The organism is Thiofractor thiocamini (assembly GCF_055384375.1).
Genome location: NZ_AP042389.1, coordinates 2021608 through 2043506, shown reverse-complemented (window position 1 = coordinate 2043506; position 21899 = coordinate 2021608). Strand labels below are relative to the sequence as shown.

Below are 21899 nucleotides of genomic sequence, written 5' to 3'. Positions count from 1 at the left end.
AATTATATCAATAACTTAAGTTTTATACCAAATTTCACCTAAACCTGAACATCTATCTTGACAAATTGAAAAATCTCTATAAAGCCCTATTCTAGTGACTTTATAATGACACACTTTTATAGCATAGTAAGAACTATGCCATAAAAGATATTTTATTGTTCAAAAACTATATTTGCATTCTTATTTTGCAAACTGCTGCTTAAATTATTAAATCCTATAAAGGAGCCTGTATTGCTGTGGATTGGATTATGAAATATGTCAGATAAAATACTATTGTAAATATCTATCAAACTACCGCTAATTGGTCTGTTATTAAAAATAGCAAGGTCTTGGTCAACATTAAAATTAGTAGGCAAGGCATCGCTAAATACATATACTGATATTAGATTTTTAGCTTTTTTAGCTTTAATTATCGTTCCTCCTTTTGGTTTTATGATATGAAGAGGATTGGCTGGGGTTCCTACTTTACCATTTAGCGCATACATGATTAGATTATTGTCTGCTTTTATATTAGTATGTACTGCACTGTCACCTAAGATACTTCCCTCTCTTGAATTTAAAAATATATTGTTTGCTTTTAGGTAAGAAACAAAGATATTGTTTTTAGCATCTATTGATAAATCATTTGGGGTTTCTATGGTAGTTTTACTTTGTTGTGTAAAAGCACCGTTAACTATGAGTTTTATATCTCCTCCTGCGTTATAAAGAGCATATCCATCAAAGTTAATATCATTTGCACTTAATGACTGAGAGTTTTTTATGGCTATATCGTTTGCACTATTATTTTTGGCATCTATGACATTTACTCTTGTATCAAGATACTTTTCACTTATTCCATTGTCACCTATACCGTTTTTAGCTTGAATGAGCAATTCATGGCTTACTATATCATCTGCACTGTCACCGTCTTGAGTTATAGCTCCGTTTTGTGAAGTTAGAGTTACTTTGTTTGGAGCTTTGACATGGTCTATGCTCATATCTCCTACAGATGTAAGTGTAACATCACTACTATCTGAATGAATATTCGCTCCTTTTACCTGATGTAGTGTTCCCGCACTTGTAAAAGCTATATTGTTAGCGGCATGTAAACCTGTTGTAGTGCCAACACTGCCTATCACGGAGTCTTTATTATTATTAAGTTTAATCTCACCATTTACACTATTTGCAGCTATTGTATCAGCTGAGAGTGTTAAAAAGTTATTTGCTATTGAATTGATATCTCCTTGTGCATCTAAAGCTACACTGTTTGCTGTAATATTTGGTTTAGTTGTATCTACTCCTTTTATTGCGCCATTACTGGATAAATATGCATTTTTAGCATTTATACTATCAAGGGTTAATTTAGTTGGTCCATACAAATATACTTTCGAAGCTGATTTTGCACTTACCACTCCAGATACATAGATAGGATTAGATGCTGTTCCCACATCGCCGCCGGCAGAGCTGTCAAGCATCATATCTTTTGAATTTATTAAATTTTGTGCCATATTATAAATGCCATTATTTCCAGTCATATTCACACTGCCGCTCTGGTTTAATATATCCCCACCTAATTGTATTTGACCACCCGAGTTACTTTGAACGCCGATAAAGCCGCTATCATACCCTATAGTGTTAAGCGTAATATCATTAAAATTACCAAAAGGCTGTTTCACACCATTAATATAGAACCCTCCATCTATACGATTGTTGGTATCAATATTCTGAAGATTTATATTTTTAGTATTAAGATTTTTAATGTTTATATGTGTATAGCCATCTAAAATATTCATAGTACCGGTTCCCGTAAGAGTTCCATCTGTCAATCCAACAGTAATATGACCTCCTGCTTGTGTAAGAGGATTCATATATATACTATCACCACTTGTAGAGTCTATATACCTCATTTGTGCACTGTCCGGGTTAATAACAGGATCAAATTGAATATTTGTATCTGCTTGCCCACTTTTTAGTGTTCCATTTAGCACAAGAGAAACACCATCATCTCCATTTATATTGACATCACCTGTTGCATCTATAGTATTGATATAATATTTTGAAAGAGCTGCAGTTACGGTCACATCTCCTGTATCGGCATCTTTATTATATACATTGGCTGTACGCAGAGCAAGATTTACTTTACCATCTGCCTTTATAGTATCTAAATTTACTCCATCAATAAGATATGATGTTGGTTCTAATGTATCGCTAAATTCTCCTAATTTTAATCCAAGATAAGTATCATAAAAGCTGTTTGAAGTTAAAGACGGATTTGTGGTATCGCTTTTTTGAAGTTCCACTTCAACTGCTGCTGTATCACTTCCGATAGTACCTCGATAAGCATTTATATCTATAGTTTTTGTTTTTATCAATGCTCCGCTATTTGCAAAAATATTACCGTATTGATTAAAAAGTGTTGCATCTCCTCCATAATTATTGATAACACCATTAAATACAACATTGCCACTTCCATTGTTAGTAATATCCAATAAATGTGTCGGAGATTCTGCATAAAAATCTGAACTGTAAGTATTGGTAGTACCATAGAGCGTCTCTATATTTGGTTTATTAGCATTATCACTTACTGTATTTATATTATTAATCTGTAGGTTCTTATTTGAATTATTATTGATATTTATGCTAGGATATTTATTATCTAAATAGATGTTGCTGTGACCTGCTATACCACCATTGGACTGTAGCGTTATTGCTCCAACATCATGGTTGATCAAGTCGTCCACGACTATATCGTCACCACTTACACTAGCAGAAATATCACCGCCGTTCGTACTTATAGTACCATCAGCTGCAACATTCAGCGTCTGTGCGGGCGATGTTTTTTGATGAATATCTCCATTCATTGTTAAAACAGAATCAGAACTGTAATCTCCAGTTGTTTTACTGCTTGCATCGCTGTGAGTAATTGTTTTAACCCATTTTTTAACTTTTTTCCAAACCCATTTAACAATCCAGCCAATAATAGGCCAGTGAGAAACTTCTTTAACTTTTTCATCAACTGTTGTAAGAACCCAGTTTACAACAGTATTTGCTTTTGCAACAGCATCTATCTTGTAAGTATTATCATTTTGACCGGGTGCAAAAGTTTCAATATTTAGATTTTTGGTTGTAAATGTACTGCCCTGATTTGCATTGATATATGAGTCTATTGTTGGATTGTTGTGTGCAGTTGCTTTAACAGTTCCTGTTACTCCTGCTTTTATCTCGCCGTATGCTTGTGAATTTGTGAATAGAGCATCTGGATTTTGTGAACTTTTTATCTTTATTGTTGCATATCCTTTTAGCGATGAGCCGGTGTCTATATTTATATTTGTTATTGATGACACATCTGTGTTGGAGTATGCTTCAGAAGTTGAGTCAGCAGCAGTAGTTTTGGATGTTCCTTTTGATGTTGCATTTAGATATTTAACATAAGAGGCTATATTGATATTATTTGCTTCGAGTTTAGTATTTTTTTCTATATCTACTTTGATATCTTGGTTGATATTTGTATTTGCTTCACTTTCATTTATCGTTATGCCTCCTGCTGTCACTATATTTGAAGTTGATTTTGCATATACATACCCTTGAGCCAATACGGATATATCTCCATTTTTTGCCAAGAGTTGTGAATTTCCCTGTATATCTATATAAGCATTATTTTTTTCTATATTTGAAGTGGCTTTGGTTCCTCCATCACTTAAAAGACCTCCCGCTCCTCCATAAGAGTTACTTACAGCTTCGTTTCTTGAGTATGCACCAATTTGTATATTTGCATTTGAATTTAAAGTATTATACGTTCCGATTACTGTGCTGACTTGGGCTTTGTTAGTTGAAGTTGAGCCGGTGAAACCTCCCGCTAAAACTCCATAAGCGTATCCGTTGCTTGAAGCATCTGTTTTGCTGTATGCTTTGGAATTTATGGATATATCTTTTTTTGCATTGATTGAGTTTGTATTCCATATAATTGCTTTTATATTTGCGTCGCTTGAGGCTTGTGAGATTGAGCCTGAACCTCCTATTAGAGTCCCTGTTGCCGAAAGAGCTTCTGCTTTGATGATATTTCTTGTAACAGAGTTGCCTGAAGTGTCCATATTTTCGTATGCATTCATGATGAGATTATTTGCTGATATATCAGTGTTTGATCCTATTTGACTTGTTATCGTAGGTGTCCAGTATGCTTCTGCTTTAGATACACCAACAGAGATACCTCCTATATTTACACCATCGGCTTCACTTGATATAGAGGCTGAAGTTAGGGCAGAGATAGATGTATCACCTGTACTAGTTGATGTTACCCCATCCCCTAAAAATGCCAAAACGGTTGGAGTGAGTGAAACTTTGCTTAAAGAGCCCGAACCACTAACTATACCGCCTGCAGCAGCTTGAGAAAGAGAACTTGAGCTAGTAGCTGTGTGTGTTGCCTGGATGAGGATGTTTCCTGCTGAATTTATACTTGAAATGCCATAAGCTATAGCCTGCGTTTTCCCTTTTTGTATTAGATTAGATTTTACTAAGCCAACTGCTGCGGCACCTGCTTCTGCACCATATGCTCTTGCTGCATTTGAAGAGAGATCGCTTGAAGCATTTATATTTACATCTCCATTATTTGTAGTAATATCGGCACCAGCATCACTATAGGCATCATTTTCATAATTTATATTTAATTCTGATACGGCAGCTCCAAGTCCGACAGCGCCTACTGCTGCGGTATAACTTTTTACACTATTATCTTTTGTCTCTAAATTACTATTAATAAGTACAGAACCGCTTTGAATATGAGTATTTTTCCCTATGAAGGCTCGTGTATCAGCACCAATGTTTGCTATACTTACTGATCCACCTGCACCTACAACACCACCAGCGACAACACCTGTTAAAGAATTTATTGATGAAGTATCAGATGTTTTTACGGCTGCTTGTGCGCCAACATTAACAATACTGTTATCTCCTATATTTGCATATGTTGTCTCTGCATGAGATGATGCTGTATCATCAAACTCTCCATTAATATTTGTCTCTGTCTCGCTGTCCAATTCTACTTTAGTATTTGTTGCTGTTGTTGAATCTCCCATTTGATCGCCTACGCTGCTTCGGTTAATTAAAGTATTGGTCGTATCTTTTGTATTGTCCGATGCACTTAAACTATCACTGTCAATATTTGTATTAATATTTGCAACCGAGACAGCTCCGGCAACACCTATTACCCCGCCTGCACCAGCCGCAACATTACTATAAACTCTTTTATCTGAAACTGATCGTACAAGTAAATTTCTACCTGCATTCAGTTTTGTATTTGCACCAATTTCTGCTAAAGATGTATTATGTATAGTATCAACATCAATCGAACCACTTGCTCCCACAAATCCAGCTCCCACAGCTCCAGGGGTACTATTAATAGAATTGTAGTTACCTGTTTCAACTGTAACATCTTGAGCCGAAGTTTTATAGTCATTATCCTGATTGATTAACATTTTATCAGCTGCACTGGCAGATGTATACGCTTTTGCAGTTGTATCTGCCGTATTTATAGTTACAGCACCACCTGCTCCAGCATACCCGCCAATATCAGCAGTAGCAGCATAAACAATAAAGTCTGCAATATTATTTGCAAGAATAGAAGTTGTATGTTTCGCATTAAGTATTGAATCATCAGCATGCGCTGTAACATCTTGTTTTACTTTTGTAACTACAACAGAACCACCAAGTCCAACTGCACCACCAACAGCGAGACTACCTGCCAAAATACCACTCTGAGTTCCATCTTTTTGCGTGCCTAAATGTGTAGTATCTGCTGCAGATATATCTAAATCACCCTCTGAATATATGCTTGAATTGAGAGTATATGCATGATTTTCATTATCTACATTTACAACAGCAACAGAACCTGCAAGTGCTGCTGTACCTGCACCAGCACCACTTACAACAGTTGAATTTACACGATCAAAACTTTGGCTTGTTGTTTGTGCTAAATTTTTTGCATAAATGAATCCACCATCAATATACGCATTTGTACTGTTTTTAATAATTGATATATCACTCGAAGCACCAATACCTGCAGTTCCTCCAGCCGCTAATCCTCCAGCCATAGCTGAAACCTCATTGCTATTCATAGCACGGACTCTTAAAGATTGTAAACTGTTTGCATCACTGTTATCTTCATTTATATGACTATTTTTAATATAACTGTTTGTAGTATCTTTAATCATATTAACAGAGACACTCGCTCCAACTGCTGCCGTCCCGCCACCGGAGACATTGGCAACTTTAGAGTCAATTGCTTCATCTGCGAATGCTAAGACATCTATACCGTTTGTATTTACACTATTACCACTTCCATCAGCAAGTAGTGTTGCCACTGAAGCTCCACCTTTAGCTTTTACATTGCTATTTGTATCTATATACGATGCTATCTGGTTTTCGATGATGTTAGTAAGAACTGCACCACCAATTCCAAGAGTGCTTCCAACTGATAGAATTCCAGCCATTGCTGTAATTTTATTTTTTTCATTTGCAAGAAGAGAAAGAGAGTTCAAAGATAGAACATCACTATTTGAAATATAGCTATTTGTATTGTCTTTTATAGAGTTGATAACAACACCACCGGCACCTGATAATTGACCTGAAACAGCTCCACCTGCAGCTTTGGCATCTATTGTTTTATCACTTGAAGCCTGAACTAAGATATTTCCATCTGCATTTACAGCTGAGTTGTTAATATATGCTTCTATAGTATTGGCAATTGTATTATAAAGTACAGATGCACCAAACCCAGCATTATTTGATGCCGTTAATTGACCTGCTTTTGTTTCTATATTTTCATTGTCATTTGCTTGTATCTTTATGCTGCTTCTTGCAGATACTCCTTGGGTATCACTATCTAACCATGCTTTTACATTATTAGTAATATTATTTATTACTATTGCTGCAGAGGCTGCCATACCACCTGTAGCTGCAGCCAGTGATGCTGCCAAAGAATCAATAACTGCATTCTCTGTTGCTATAACACCAAGAGAAGCACCACTTGCTACTTTAGAGTCTGCAATATTTGCATGAACTGTATCATCTATATTATTTTTAGAAAACGATGCGCCAACGCCTGCTTTGCCGCCAAGAGCTGCTGATCCGGCAATAGTTTTGATTGTTGATGTATCAGTGGCACTGAGACTCACATCAGAGGTTGATGCGACATCAGAAGCATTTATAATTTCTGCATACACTTCATTTGCAATATTGTTAATTGACACTGAACCTGCAATACTTGCAGAACTTCCGCCGCTTACAGAACCACTGCCACTTGCTGTGTAAGATTCTATATCTCCTGTAGTTGTAGCATCAAGAGTAAGTTTGTCTGCATAAATTTTACTTGAGTCGATTGATGCTGTTGTTTTGTTATTTATATCATTTTGAGAATATGAACCCGCTAAACCGGCTGAAAGTTTATTTGATGCTGCAAAACTAACAGAACCGGCATATGATTTTATATTTGTGGTATTCTTTGATATTAAACTGATATCATAGGCATTGTTTTCATTCTCTAAATTAGTTGAATTAAGAAGAGAAGCAGTTGTTGTATCGTCTATACCGTTCAAAGAGACATCGCCTGATACTCCTATACCATATTGCCCGGCCATACTGTCTTTTGAAAATTCAACTCCAAAAGCTGTTGTAACTGATGCAGCTAAAGAGTACGCATCTATCTCTCCTTTGTTTTTTGCGCTAATAAGCATACTTCCATCATTTTTAAATGTTGTACCTTGCATATTAGATTCTGTATCTCTTTTAATATCATTAATAGAAACAGAAGCACCAATGCCAACATTTTGAGATTTTATAATCCCACCTGAGACATTAAAAAGTTTCGCTTTATCTTCTGATACTAGACTTAAGCTTTGTACTTCAGGGCTTGTTCTATCTACTATTATCTCTGCATTATTAACACTCGCCTGAGTAACATCGTTTGTTTTCAAATAAGAAAAACTTCCGGCAGCACCATATTTTTCCGATTTTGTACCAGCTTCTGCAATAGATATATTTTTTGTGTCGGTTTTTGCACTAAGAGAAATAGCTTTCGTTTTTGCATAGACACCATCTCTTGCTTCAGCTTTTGTTGTGTCATCATACGCAATATCCAAATAAGAGCCACCTAACCCACTTTTACCACTGCTGCCTAAAACTTTCCAGCCAAAAACACCTGCAAGATTCATGGTTTCCAAATCCGTCAAAGCACTCAAACTTAATTTTCCAAATGTGTTTTGATCTTTATTAATTATTGCATTTTTATCAATATAAGACTCTGTATCATTGCTCATATGAAAATAATTAACAGAACCCGCTGCTCCTGCAACGGTTCCTTGGGAGTTACTCTGTGTCCAAGTTGTAAAAAAACCATTCTGAACCCCGATATTTGAATTTACTTTATCTGTAATATCTGATACAGAAGTTATTTCACCCCAAGTTACTTCATAAGGCATAGATGTTGCAGAATTCAGAGAAATATCACCCTTACTATTGAGTGTAACACCCTCCCCGATATACGCTTTTGCACTGTTATCTAACTTTGTAACAGATACAGCACCGGCAACAGAAAATGTTTTTTTATCCTTATCATTACTGTCAATAGTTGCAGTTGCACTTGTCTTTACACCTTTTGCACCATTTGCTACATCAATAGGATATATATTTTGTGCAGATATATCTGTTGTGTCTCCTACATTTACTAGCGCGTTATCTGCAATATCGGCAACTGTTGTTGTTGCATCATTTGCATAACTAAAAGCAGCAGAAAGAGCCGGTTTTGAAGATCCACTTTTAGAGTTGGTAGATGGAATATTTGCACTAAGATAACTTTCAACCTTATCTATAACATTATTTGTTGCTCCAACTACTCTTCCGCTAACAGCCCCACTTCCAACAGCAGAAGAAGAAGCTGTTTTAATGAGATTATTATCTGTCTCTGCATCTATAAAGATTTTATTGGCACTGATTGTTCCACCAAGATTAGCCTCAGTATCTGAATTAGAATTTATAATGGCTACACTCGCACCAACTGTGCCATCATCATAGGAACCGGCAGTTGCTGAAGCTGTAATAGACTTACTTGTAGTAGCATCTATATTAAGAGTTGCATCTGTAGTGACACTCGCCCCATTTTCTATAATTGCAGTTGAAGTTGTATCTGTTTTTGCATACGCTAAACTCAAATTTGCTGTTGAACCTCTGCCTTGTCCAAGACCGGTTGTGTATACTTGTACTTTATTGTCAGAGGTTGCACTGCTATTAATGTTAATATCACCACTACTTTGAAGTGTTGCTCCATTTTGTATGGATGTTTGCGCAATTGCTTGTGACTCACCATACCCAACACCAACTGCAGTAAAGATTGTAAGTACAGAGCCTTCTGAGTTCGCATTTGTTGATATATCTATGGAATTTCCATCTATTTTTGTTCCGCTTCCAACATCTACAGTAGCTTTAGATCTTGCAACACTGAGTCCAACAGGAACCGTTGGTATATCTGAAAGAAAGTCTAAAGCTTTTTCTATTGGATCTACAGGATTATTGCTGTCTGTACTGTCAAAATGATCTTGCGAATTTGCCTTGGCACTGATTGTTATAGCGTTACCTTTTAAATATGCTCCGGTTAAGGATATTTGCGAAGAAGCTTCAGATCCTACATCAGCTGTATTTGATATCGCCTGAAGAGTTATATCTCCACTGCCTGCATCTAGTCTTGAGTTATCCAAAAGAAATATGGAAGGTGCGCTAAAATCAATATCTCCTCCATTTGTAGTGATACTCACACCATTTTTTAAAGTGATAGAGCTATCAGCTAAAGCAGTATAATTTGTATTTGAGAGTGTTACATCACTTGTAATATCTAAGATATTTGGATCTATTAAAAAAGTACCTTTTTTACCATTTCCAAATAAATCTACCTTACTCCCGTCAAACACAACTTTATCTTTTGCACTGACTTCCACAAATCCTCCATCACCAGATATACTGCCCCCTTTTGCTATATATGAAGCTCCCTTGTCAGAGTAAGTCAAGTTTTTGGAAAATACACTTATATATCCACCGTTTCCATTGTCTTTTGCATTTGATTGAAAATTTGCTCCGTTTAAGATAAAGGCATTATTTTGAGCTTTTACTTCTATTTTTCCTGCTTGATTTTGATTTACGGCATTTGTGTTTAACTTCGAAGAGATAAAAGCACTTCCTCTTGCTCCCTCAAGTGAGACAGTATCACCGTGTTTTACTATCTTTATAACTTTATTAATAGTGTCTGTATTTACTACACTGTTTATGATACTGTTTGCATACTCTTTTGGTAAAGCTACCGGTTTGTCGTCATTTGTTATCTTGTTTTGTTTATAATCATATCTTACCAATCCGCTTGGGTCAAACTCTACATAGAAATTATCTGTTGCACCAAGAATTACATGACCCGCTTTTGCCATGATGGAGCCTTGTGAGCTTAAAAGAGGAGAAGTTAAGACGACAAACCCCTCAGGTGAGACAGAAATGGAGCCTTTTTGTACTATATAACTATCTGCATAGTTTTTCATCTTGTTAAATTGATAATTGCCTTTTAAAAAGTTATCATTTGTTATATTTAGAGTTGTGGCTAAAAAGCTGTTTGCGTTTACTTTGGAATTAGCTCCAAAGTATATGCCTGCAGGATTTACCAAAAATACTCTTCCGTTTGCATTTAAACTTCCAAGTATCGAAGAGGGATTGTTTGCTTTTATGACTCTGTTTAATACAACCGAACTACTTGAAGGCTGGATAAATCTGACTCCCTCTTTTTTGGCTATATTAAAACTGTTGTAGTTTATAATAGCTTTATTGGAGGTAGTGATATTTAAATGGTTGCCGTTTTTATTAAATGAGGCCAAACCAGCAGCTACTCTTGCACCAGAAGGCAAGGCTTGTATCTGAATGGGCAGCATAAAAAAAGCTATGCTTATGATAAGTGCGATATGCTGTTTGTTACTCAAATTTATAAATTTATTTATTGCTTTTAACATGATAGCTCCTTTACCAAAGTTTTGCATTTACAAGAAGATAAAACTTTGCACTTTTATCTATAGTCTTATTTGAAGAATTTACAGGAAATCCCACTCCTAACCTTGCTGAATACTTCTTTTTTATATTTGCTATAAGCTCTACTCCGGCTCCTGTTAAATTGAGAGATTTTTCTTCCCCTGGAACAGGATTGTTTGCATAGGCTGCACCGTTATCTACAAATACACCAAACTGAAGAGCATTTTTTAACCATTTGTAATTTATTGAAGGATGATAAAGCCACTCTAAGGATGTGCTATATCCATAGTCTCCAAGTTTTACAGCTGAGTTAAATCCTCTTACGCTATTAAGTCCTCCTAAAGTAAACATTTCAGAAAGAGGAAGTCTGCTTGAGCTGTATTGGGAGTTTAGAGTAAAAAGAATATTGTTTTTTTCATTTATGTATCTGTTGTATGAAAGGTTTATGTTATATCTTGAAAAGTCTGTATTCTCATTTAATCTGCTTCCAAAAGAACCGTCTCCTGCAAAACCTTTGGATATGGCAAAAGCAAGATTTAAAGAGTCATAAACTCTTAAGTGCTGCCAGGAAGTTGAGAGAGTTGCTATATTTAGTGTATCTTTTGAAGATAATGCTCCTAAGAGATAACTCTTTGTATATTTGTTTGTATAATTTAAAGAAAAGCTTACTTGATTGGTTGGGGTGTATATAAGAGGCTGGTCAATGCCTATAGAGTATATACTGGTATCTCCTTTTAACTCCAACACGGCAAAACTTCCGGAAGTTATATAGTTGGCATACAAATATCCAAAATCCAATCTTGTGTGATATTTGCCAAAAGGAGTTGTTTTATAATTTATCCTGTATAGTTTGGTATTGATGGAGTTTAATCCTATGGTTGTATCAAGATTGACTTCATCTCCGCTTTTAAAAAGATTTCCATAGTAAAGACCCAAAGTCGTTCTGTATTTTGAGGTGCTGTCTGAGCCTAAGTTGTCAACCGTTAAATTGCCATGAAAAGGTTTTTTATCTTTTACTTGTAGGTTTATATCTGTTTCACCAAATGTTGATCCTTTTTTTAAATATGATTTTATTTGTAAATCATCATATTTATTTAAAAGAAGAAGAGATTTCATTAAAGCACTATAGTTTAAAAACTCTCCGCTTTTAAGATCAAAGTTTCTTTTTATAAAGTTTGTTGAGTAATATTTGTTTCCTTTTATGCTTATCTTTCCAACTTTTCCTCTTATGACTCTAAACTTTAATACTCCATTTGTAAGTGTTTGAGGAGGAAGTAAAACTTTGGTGAAGAGTTTACCTTTTTGTTTATAGTAATTGTTTAGTTTATTTTTTAATTCCTGGATTTGTTTTAGTGTCAAGGAAGTGTTTTTGTATGGGGATAAGAGTTTGTTTAGAGAAGATTTGTCCTGTTTGTTTATTGTGCCCTCTATGGTTATTTGGGTTATTTGTATTTTTGGGGTTGTGCTTGCTTGGAGGGATGTAATGTAACTCATTAGTAACATAAAAGATAATGACAGATAAATGCTTTTTAATATTTTCATAATACAAGCCTTTGTAATAAACTCTTTATGAAATTGTATCACCAAATAATCTCAAAATTGTCACAAAAGCAAAAAAATATAAAATTTTATTTAATTTGGAATCTTAATTGTTATATGTGTGCCCTTTTTTAGATTGTATGTTATGGTTGCGTGTAGTTGTTTTACGGACATCTCAACTATCTGTAAGCCCAATCCTTTTGTTTTTGATTTGTCAAAACCCTTACCGTTGTCTTCTGCTTTTAAAATGATAAAGTTATCCGATTCTTTATACATGGAGATTTTAAAAGATTTATTTTTATCAGTAAGTGCATATTTTATCGCATTTGTGATAAGCTCATTGATTATGATGCCGATTGGATATACATGGTCTATGGAGAGTTTTATATTTTGTATATGACAGTTACATTTATACTGGATATTATTATCTGAAAATGCCAAGAACAAAGAATTGCTAAGTTTTTGAATATATTTTTGCATATCTACCAACTGTGTATCTGTTTCATCGCTTAACATTTCATGTGCCAATGCTATAGCTTGTATCTTGTTTTGTATATTTTGTATGATTTTTTTGGTATTTGCATCTGTTTGCCCAAAGGAGTGCAAGCCTATAATCCCACTGATTATAAAGAGATTGTTTTTAATACGATGATTGAGCTCTTTTAAAAGGTTTTCTTTTTCGTATAGTGAATTAGAAAGTTTTTTTGTTTTATCTTGAACTTTCTTATCCAGTGTAGTCATTTGGTTGTCAATCTTATCTAACATTTGATTAAATGCGGTAGCTAACACTCCTGTTTCATCATCATTGATAACTCCAGTGTACCGTGCTTTTAGATTACCTTTTTCTATCTTTGTTACGACTTGTGAAAGCTCATTGATAGGATATAACAACCTTCTTAATAGATAAAATCCCAACAAGGTTATAAATAATGCGCCAAAACTAATCATATACAAAAGATATATTTTTATCTCCTTGCTTACTGAATGAAACTCTTTTAGATAACCTGATGAACATATATACCATTTAAAGTATGGATTATAACCTATCCATGAGACTTTTTTATATTTAAAATCCCCTTTATCGCTTGGTTTGTCCCAGGTATAATAAAGTTTTTTGTTTCCATATTTATATGCATTAACCAAATCATTAAATATATAAGTGTTTGTACCGGGACTTAGCCTCTTGTTTAAGTATTTACCTTCTAAACTTTTATCGGGATGGATTATTATTTTAGAGTTTTTATTAAATATATACACATATCCACTTTTGCCGATTTTCGTATGATTTAGTATATGTTTTAGTCTCTTTATAAGCAACTGTTTCCTTCGTTTTATCTCTTTATTTATATCATTTATATAAACACCGGTCCCAATCACCCAATGCCAAGGTTTAAAATCCTTTACATAAGAAAGTTTTTTATAGATTTTTTTACCTTTAGAGTCTTTTTTCCACCAGTAACTAGTAAAACCGGAACCTCTCTTTTTTGCTATCTTTACCATAGGAGGAACTATCAAATGGCCATAAATATCTTCAATATATAAAAAATTTTTATTTTGTAGATAAGGATGGGCTATAAGTTTACTGTTGTAATTGCTTACAAAAAAATAACCATCATTTTCATATTTTAATTTGGAAATCCATCTCAATATTTCTTGCTGTTTTTGTAAAATCTTTTTTGGACTTAGGTTGTGATACTTTTTTTGTTCTTGGTCAATTATTTGCCAGATAATTGAAGTTAACCTTGCAATCTCTTGTTTGTGAGCCCTTAAAGCTGATTTTTTATACAATTGCATATCCATACTTGCATTTTTTACAATTTGTACAATCTTGTCTAATTGCAGTCTTCCCTCTCTTTCTTCGAGTCGCATACTGTTTTTTTCTACATTTGGAATTACAAATATAAACATAAAAAGCATATAGATTATTATTAAGATTATAGCCCTAGTTAGTATCTTAATAAATAATTTAGAAAACATTAAAAATCCAGTATATACCCGGAGCCATATAAGTTATTTATTTTGACACTTTGAGGGAGTTTCTTTTTTAATCTCCATATAGTTGTTCTAAGTGAGGTATCGCTCGGTGGCTTTTCAGTCCAAACACTATTTTCCAAAGTATCATACGGAATAATTTGATTTTTATATTTTATAAGCATACCGAGTATCAATGATTCATTTTTTGTAAGTTTGCTTGACTTGTTTTGATCTATTATGAGTTGTTTTTTAGGATTAAACATTATTGTTTTAGTAAGCATAATATTATCATCAGAGTGTCTGCTTTTATAATTTGACATTCCAACAGCAACAGTGCTTAAGAGTGTTTTTTCTTGAATAGGCTTTACTAAATACCCGATAGGGTGAGTTGTATGTGCTCTTTGTAAAAGAGAATCATCATTAAAAGCACTAATATACAAAACAGCGACATCGATACTTTTTTGAAAATATTTTGCCACTTCAATACCGTCAAGTTCGCCTTTTATCCTAATATCCATCAAAATCAATTCAGGATAATTTTTTGCATTCAAATAACTCAATGCTTCTTGTGAACTATCTGCTATACCAAGAACACTGTGTCCAGCCTGCTCAAGAATTTGTTTTATATAATTTGCCGGTATTAATTCATCTTCAACGATAAGAATATTATATTTTGACATATATTACACACTTAAATATTTATTTCTTCAAGCAAGCAAAAGTTACATTGACCAAAAATCTCAAAACTTACAAGATTATTAAAAAGAGGTTTAATACTGCAATTATCATTAATCCAAATTTTTTGTAATAATATACTTAAAATTATCATTATATTTATTATTATGTTGTCAAGTTTCACAACTCACAACTTCCGCTAATTGTTCCGGCAAAAGTCCAAGGCTCTCTTCTACTTTTTTAGTGTTTCCGTGTTCTATAAATCTATCTTCATATTCAAAACTTGTAACTTTTATATCATGTATATCTTTATCGTTTAAAAATTCTAAAATCGCAGAGTAGATTCCACCTTTTTTCATACTGTCGCTAAATATATACCATATTTTATACTCTTTTGATAATTCAAGAAGTTTATCCTCATCAAGCGGCTTGGCAAATACAAGATCCAAAATAGCCGGTTCAAAATCTTCTTTAAGACATTCTGCTGTTTGACAAGCTCTTCCCACTCCATTTCCATATCCTATGAAAAGCATATCTCTACCATCTTTTAGAAGTTGTGATTTTCCATACTCGTAAGGTTGTGCCTGGTATTTTGAGCTATCCAAAAATTCACCTCTTGGATACCTAAAAGCACATGGAGTTTTCATTTGATATGCAAATTCTACCGCATATTTCATACTTTTTTCATCTCTAGGAGCAAAAAGTGTCATATTTGGAAGAGTCCTCAAGTATGATATGTCAAAAAGTCCCTGATGAGTTTCTCCGTCTTCTCCTACAATTCCTGCCCTATCTATCGCAAACACAACAGGTAGTGCCATCAAACAGCAGTCATGAATGACTTGATCGTAAGCTCTTTGTAAAAAAGTGGAGTATATGGCAATGTACGGCTTAAATCCCTCTTTTGCCAAGGCTGCCATGGAGGTGACGGCATGCTGCTCGGCTATAGCCACATCCCAAAATCTGTCCGGATATGTTTCCATACATTTTTTAAGTCCCGTTCCGCTTGGCATAGCAGCTGTTACACCTACGATATTTTCATGTTTGCCTGCCAACGCACAAAGCGCATCACTAAAAAGTTTTGTAGCATTTGCTTTACCTTTTTTCTTCAGCGGTTCTCCACTTTTAAGATCAAACGGTCCTACACCATGCCAGTTTTCATAGTACCCTTCAGCTTTGGAGTATCCTTTTCCTTTTAGTGTTTGAGCATGCACTATGACCGGGCCGTCAAACTCTTTGGCTACTTTTAAAGTTTCAATGATCTCTTCTATGTTATGACCGTCAATCGGTCCTATATAATCGATCCCAAGCTCTTCAAAAAGCATTCCGGGAGTTATGAGTTTTAGCCAATCTTCCATTTTTTTTGCCATATATGAAGCGGATTCCGGAAAATGATCAAGTATCTTTTCGGTAAATTTTCTAAATCTCTGATATGAGTTTTCAGCCATTTTTTTGGAAAGATACTTGCTTATAGCACCTATAGGCTTGGCTATACTCATTTCATTATCATTCAAAATGATAACAACATGATATTTTTTATCACCTAGCTCGTTAAGTGCTTCATAAACCATCCCGGCACTCATAGAACCATCCCCTATAAAAGCTATAGGGGTTCTCTCTTCTTGTTTTAATCTTATCGCCTTTGCAGCACCTACAGCTAAGGATATGGATGTAGAGCTATGTCCTGCCACAAAGTAGTCATATGGGGATTCAGAAGGCTTTGTGTAGCCACTTATGCCCCCAAACTGCCTTAGAGTATCAAACTCTTTTTCTCTATCAGTTAAGAGTTTATGAGCATATGCCTGATGTGATACATCAAATATAAAAGGATCTTTTTTAGCGTCAAACACATAATGCATTCCTACTATCAGATCAACTGCGCCTATGGGAGAGCTTAAATGCCCTCCATTTTTACTGACGGTTTGCAAGATTTGATCTCTCAAGCTTACACTTAACTCTTTCAACTCTTCTATATTTTTATCTTTCAAATTCATTGTTTTACCATTATGATCTGTTTAGCCTTTTCTATTCTGGTTTTTATATCTCCGTCAACATTGCCTATATCACTGATAAGCACGACTCCCCCCTCGTTTATAGCTTCATCCGGAGAAACTGTAATATTTTGCATATCTTTGAAGTTCTCTTTTAAATACTCAAAATCTTTAGGGTTTGTTTTTATCTCTATCTTGTTTGCGCTTTTTAAATCCTGCATCAGTTTTTTTGCGAGAGCCAATGCTATATCTTTTGAATTTGCCGATACCTCTTTCAAAACTACTTCTCTGGCAATTTCCAAAGAAGTTTCAGCCAATTCATTTTTTAATTCATCCATATATTTTTTACACTCATCAACCGTTTCATCCAGTTTTGAAATAGAACTTATATACTGTTTTTTAAGTGCTTCATACTCTTCTTCGTACTCTTTTTTTGCCTGATTGTATCCATCTTCCTTGCCTTTTTCATAAGATTCCTCTTTTGTTTTGGCAAGTCTAGCTTCAAACTCTTTTTGCCCATCTTCTATCTGCATTTGCAGTTTTACAAGCTCGCTGGACATTTTGTCGCTTTTTTCCAGAAGTTCCGCTATAAAATCATCCTTGACTTCTACAGGAGCTTCATTCTGTATATCTTGAGTGGTTCTGTCTTCGCTATTTTCTATGGTTTCTTGTTTTTCTTCTGCTAAATGTTCTTCTTTTGATGTAGCTGAGCTTAGGATCTTAAAATTATATTTTTGCACCACATGATTGGATATAGACTTAGAGTCGATAACATTTTCCATGATAACTCCTACTCTATCATTTCATCTGATTCGCCGATTTGAATGACGCCCTGCTCGGCAAGTTTTTGCACCTCTTCTACTATCTTTCTTTGAGCTTCTTCCACATCTTTGACTCTAACAGCTCCTAAAAACTGCATCTCTTCCAAAAATGCATCCTGGGCTCTTTGTGACATATTGCCTAGGAATTTATCACGTAACTCATCGGGTGCTCCCTTTAGAGCTATCATCAGATCTTTTTTATCGGCAACTTTGAGTATCTCTCTTATGCCATTGTTATCCATCTTTGTGATATCTTCAAAAGTAAACATCATATCTTTGATGGTTGTTGCGAGTTTGTCATCAGCCTGTTCTATAAGACCAAGAGTCGACTTGGCGGCTTTTTGTCCAAGGCGGTTGAGGATCTCGGCGACCGCTCTTGGGCCTCCGACTTCAACTTTGTAAGATGTTAGAGATTCAAGCTTGCTTTCTAGAATAGTAGAAACTCTTTTTATGATTGATGGTGATATATCGCCCAAATTCGCCATTCTTATGGTAACTTCACTTCTTAATTCATCCGGGAAAAAGCTGATGGTTTCAGCTGCATTGGCAGGATCCATATGTGCAAGTATCAAAGCTATAGTCTGGGGGTGCTCATTTATAATGAAGTCAGCCAACTGTTGAGGTTTGACTTGGTCTAGATAACTGAAACTTTGTGCACTGTCTATGGATTTGGATAAGCTATCAAGTACTTTCTGCGCCTCATCAGGACCCAAAGTTCTGTAAAGTATATCTTTTGCATACTCCATACCGCCGCTTCTTATGTATTGATTGGATTGGAATATTGCATAAAATTCTTCAAGTATGGCAGTTGCTATCTGTTTATCTATATCTCTTGCCCTTGCTATATACTTGGAAATTTCAGTTATAGTCTCTATATCCATATTTGAAAAGAGATTGGCTGTAGCATCCTCTCCAAGCTGTATCAAAAATATGGCGATTTTTTCAGCCATTGTAAGATTATCATAAACCGCTTGCTGTTCTTTTGTTAATTTTATCAACTGTTTTCCTTTCCTGCAGCCGATTTTAGAGATATATCTCTTTCACTTTTAAACAGGGATTCTATGATATTTGCAACATCTTCACTTTTGCTGTCAACCAACTCTTTCAATTTGTCAAGCAAGACATCATATTTGACCTCTTCTTCGTTGAATTCCCCTTCGATTCCAAGCTGTTCTTCCACTTTCTTTTTCATTTCCCTAAATTTATCAAGTGTATCTTCCGCACTCTCTTCTTCTTCGACAACCTGTTTTTGAATGCTCTCTTCATGGTCCTCAAATGTCTCTTCAAGCATTTTTTGCGAAAATGGAACGATAACTTTTTTATAGAATACAAATATCAAGATAGCTGCTATCAAAAATTTTATGATAGGAATAACAGGTGATATATAAAGATCGAATTTATCTACGAAAGTTTTTGTTATAGGAGCTTCGCCGTTACTTGATAAAGGCTTGAATTCAAAACTGCTTACGGTTACCTCATCACCTCTTTTTTTATCGAACCCTATGGTTTGTTCCACTATACTTTTTATCTGTGCTATCTCTTTGGGTGAAAGCGGGACAAATTCCTTGCCTGTCACTTTACCGTCTTTATCTTTTTTATCTATGTATTTTCCATCCACTACAACAGCTGCGGTCACTCTTTTTAAAGTAGCAAATTCCCCTTTTGATTTTAAGACTTTTTTAGATATTTCATAATTTGTTGTAGTAGTACTTTTGGTATATGTCTCTTTGGAACCTTTACCTTTTTCAACTCCCTGGACAGGTCCTATATTGCTTACGGCACCTGGTACTCCACCGGTTGATGCAGATGAAAAGCCCTCTTTTTTTATCTCTTCGCTTTGCTCGCTTCTTGGAACAGAGTTTGGATCATATACTTCACTTACTTCACTTTTTCTGTTGAAGTCAAAGTCCATACTCACTCTTGCGACCACTTTATCTGTTCCGCCTACAATCGGAGCTAAAACTTTTTCTATTTTATTTTCATACGATGTTTCAAAACTATTTTTATAATGTATTTGGGCCTTTATGGCATCGGAGTCAAATTCATTTTCATTGTTACCAAGAGTAACGCCGTTTGGATCTATGACTTTCACATTTTCCGGCTTCATTTTTGAAACGGAAGAAGCTATAAGGTTTTTAATACCCGCTATCTGTTTGTTGGAAAGTTTTGTCAAAGGTTTTAAATGTACCACAACGGATGCAGTGGGCGGCACACTGTTTTGCGTAAAAACACTATCTTTTGGCAAAGCTATGTGAACATCGGCTTTTTCTATAGGTTCAAGTCCTTCGACGGTTCTTGATAACTCGCCTTCCAAAGCTCTTAGATATTTAATTTTCTGTTCAAAATCCGTACTACCAAAATTTTGCTTGTCAAAAAGCTCAAATCCTACTTTACCGTCTTTTGGTATCCCTTTAGCGGCGATAGCGATCCTCTCTTTATAAACAACATTGCTTGGTACTTCTATGGTACCTTCATTTATGATCTTGTATGGTACATTATCTTTTTCAAGTTGTTGAATGATCAAAGCCGAATCAGATGGGGAAATCTTGTCAAAGAGTACACTATAACCGCTACTGCCGGTCTTGCCGTTATATAAAACCAAAAATACCAAAAAACCCACAAGAGCTACAAGAGAAGCGGCTATAACACCCTTTTGTTTAAGAGTCAGCTTTTGTATAGTGTCGGTAATTTGCTGAAAAAGTACCTTAAAGTCCATTACTATCCTGCGTTATAAACTGATGAAAAAATTTCGAAAAATTTATCATTTTCATTTTCTTTGCCAATTGTTATCCTGACTGCATTTAAGCCATAAGCTTTCAAATCTCTTATTATTATACCTTTTTTTAATAAAGAATTAGAAATTTCCGTAGAATTTTTTTTATCTTCGAGTAAAAAAGTTATAAAATTTGTATAACTTGGTATAAATTCTATACCATGCTCTTGTGCAAATCTTTCATATCTTTTCATTTGGATGAAACTGTTTTTGATGGAATTTTCCACAAAATCATCATCTTTCAAAGCTTCAATTGCCGCTTTTAGGCTAAGTGTCGTTATATTAAAAGGCGGTCTTAACTTCATCAGATTTTCAATGATTTGATTACCGGCGATACCGTACCCGACTCTCATCCCTCCCAGTCCGTAAGCTTTTGAAAAAGTGCCAAGATATAAAACATTTGAAAATTTATCAGTTACATCTTTTGGATCTATTTTCATATCTTTGTCTTTATATGAGGCAAACTCCTGATAAGCTCCGTCAACTACAACCAAAGTATCTTTGTCTATCTTTGATAAAAATTCGTAAATATCACTTTTTTTGACGGTTTCTCCAAGAGGGTTGTTGGGCATACACAAAAATATGATGGATATATCATCGTTTTTCTTGTAAATATCTAAAAATTCATTGAGGTTGTGCTGGTGGCTTGGTGTTTTTAATATCTTTGTTCCTACCGCTTTTGCATATATCTCATACATTGCAAATGTCGTTTTTGCCATCAAGACACTGTTTTGCTTATTTGCCTTTGCCCTTGTGGCAAACTCAAGTATCTGATCACTTCCCGCACCTATGATGATCTGCTCTTTTTTTACACCAAATCTTTTTGAAAGCCCCTCTTTTAGTTCAAACATACTATCATCAGGATAAAGATACATTTTATCGCATATTTCTCTGACAGCCTCTACAACTTTTGGGCTACTGCCGTATGGATTTTCATTGCTTGCAAGTTTTATGACATCTTTTGGTTCTATGCCGTATTCTCTGACAACAAGCTCTATCGGCTTTCCGGCACTGTAGTTTTTTATACTTTTCAATTCTTCATTAAAATTCACTTATTAGATCTCCTTTTATATTGGTAGATGAGAGAATGGGAGTATGAGTATA

Annotated in this window: 9 protein-coding genes; all 9 read right to left on the bottom strand. The window is 34.9% G+C overall.

Annotation, left to right across the window (positions count from 1 at the left end; genetic code table 11):
* Positions 1–152: 152 nt before the first annotated feature.
* Positions 153–11009 carry a filamentous hemagglutinin N-terminal domain-containing protein gene (locus ACZ47B_RS10340; RefSeq protein WP_464894450.1) on the bottom strand — a complete coding sequence of 3619 codons (10857 nt, stop codon included), beginning with the start codon at positions 11007–11009 and terminating at the stop codon, positions 153–155.
* A gap of 10 nt (positions 11010–11019) precedes the next feature.
* Positions 11020–12567 (bottom strand): ShlB/FhaC/HecB family hemolysin secretion/activation protein, encoded by a 1548-nt coding sequence (locus ACZ47B_RS10335; RefSeq protein ID WP_464894449.1) that lies wholly within the window; start codon positions 12565–12567, stop codon positions 11020–11022.
* A 90-nt stretch (positions 12568–12657) separates the two neighbouring features.
* Positions 12658–14472 (bottom strand): cache domain-containing protein, encoded by a 1815-nt coding sequence (locus ACZ47B_RS10330; RefSeq protein WP_464894448.1) that lies wholly within the window; start codon positions 14470–14472, stop codon positions 12658–12660.
* Positions 14473–14540: 68 nt separating this feature from the next.
* A complete protein-coding gene (locus ACZ47B_RS10325; RefSeq protein ID WP_464894447.1) occupies positions 14541–15218 on the bottom strand; it encodes a response regulator in 678 nt (225 codons plus the stop codon).
* A gap of 168 nt (positions 15219–15386) precedes the next feature.
* Positions 15387–17204: a 1-deoxy-D-xylulose-5-phosphate synthase gene (gene dxs, locus ACZ47B_RS10320; RefSeq protein ID WP_464894446.1), complete on the bottom strand. Its 1818-nt coding sequence runs from the start codon at positions 17202–17204 to the stop codon at positions 15387–15389.
* Complete coding sequence (gene fliH, locus ACZ47B_RS10315) at positions 17201–17983, bottom strand: flagellar assembly protein FliH (RefSeq protein WP_464894445.1); 783 nt, start codon at positions 17981–17983, stop codon at positions 17201–17203. Before fliH ends, dxs begins: the two co-directional genes overlap by 4 nt.
* A gap of 8 nt (positions 17984–17991) precedes the next feature.
* A complete protein-coding gene (gene fliG / locus ACZ47B_RS10310; protein ID WP_464894444.1) occupies positions 17992–19020 on the bottom strand; it encodes a flagellar motor switch protein FliG in 1029 nt (342 codons plus the stop codon).
* Positions 19017–20738, bottom strand: coding sequence for a flagellar basal-body MS-ring/collar protein FliF (gene fliF, locus ACZ47B_RS10305; protein ID WP_464894443.1), 1722 nt, complete (start codon positions 20736–20738; stop codon positions 19017–19019). The genes fliG and fliF overlap by 4 nt, the downstream gene beginning before the upstream one ends.
* Before the next feature lie 2 nt (positions 20739–20740).
* Positions 20741–21847 (bottom strand): histidinol-phosphate transaminase, encoded by a 1107-nt coding sequence (gene hisC, locus ACZ47B_RS10300; protein WP_464894442.1) that lies wholly within the window; start codon positions 21845–21847, stop codon positions 20741–20743.
* Between the last annotated feature and the right edge of the window lie 52 nt (positions 21848–21899).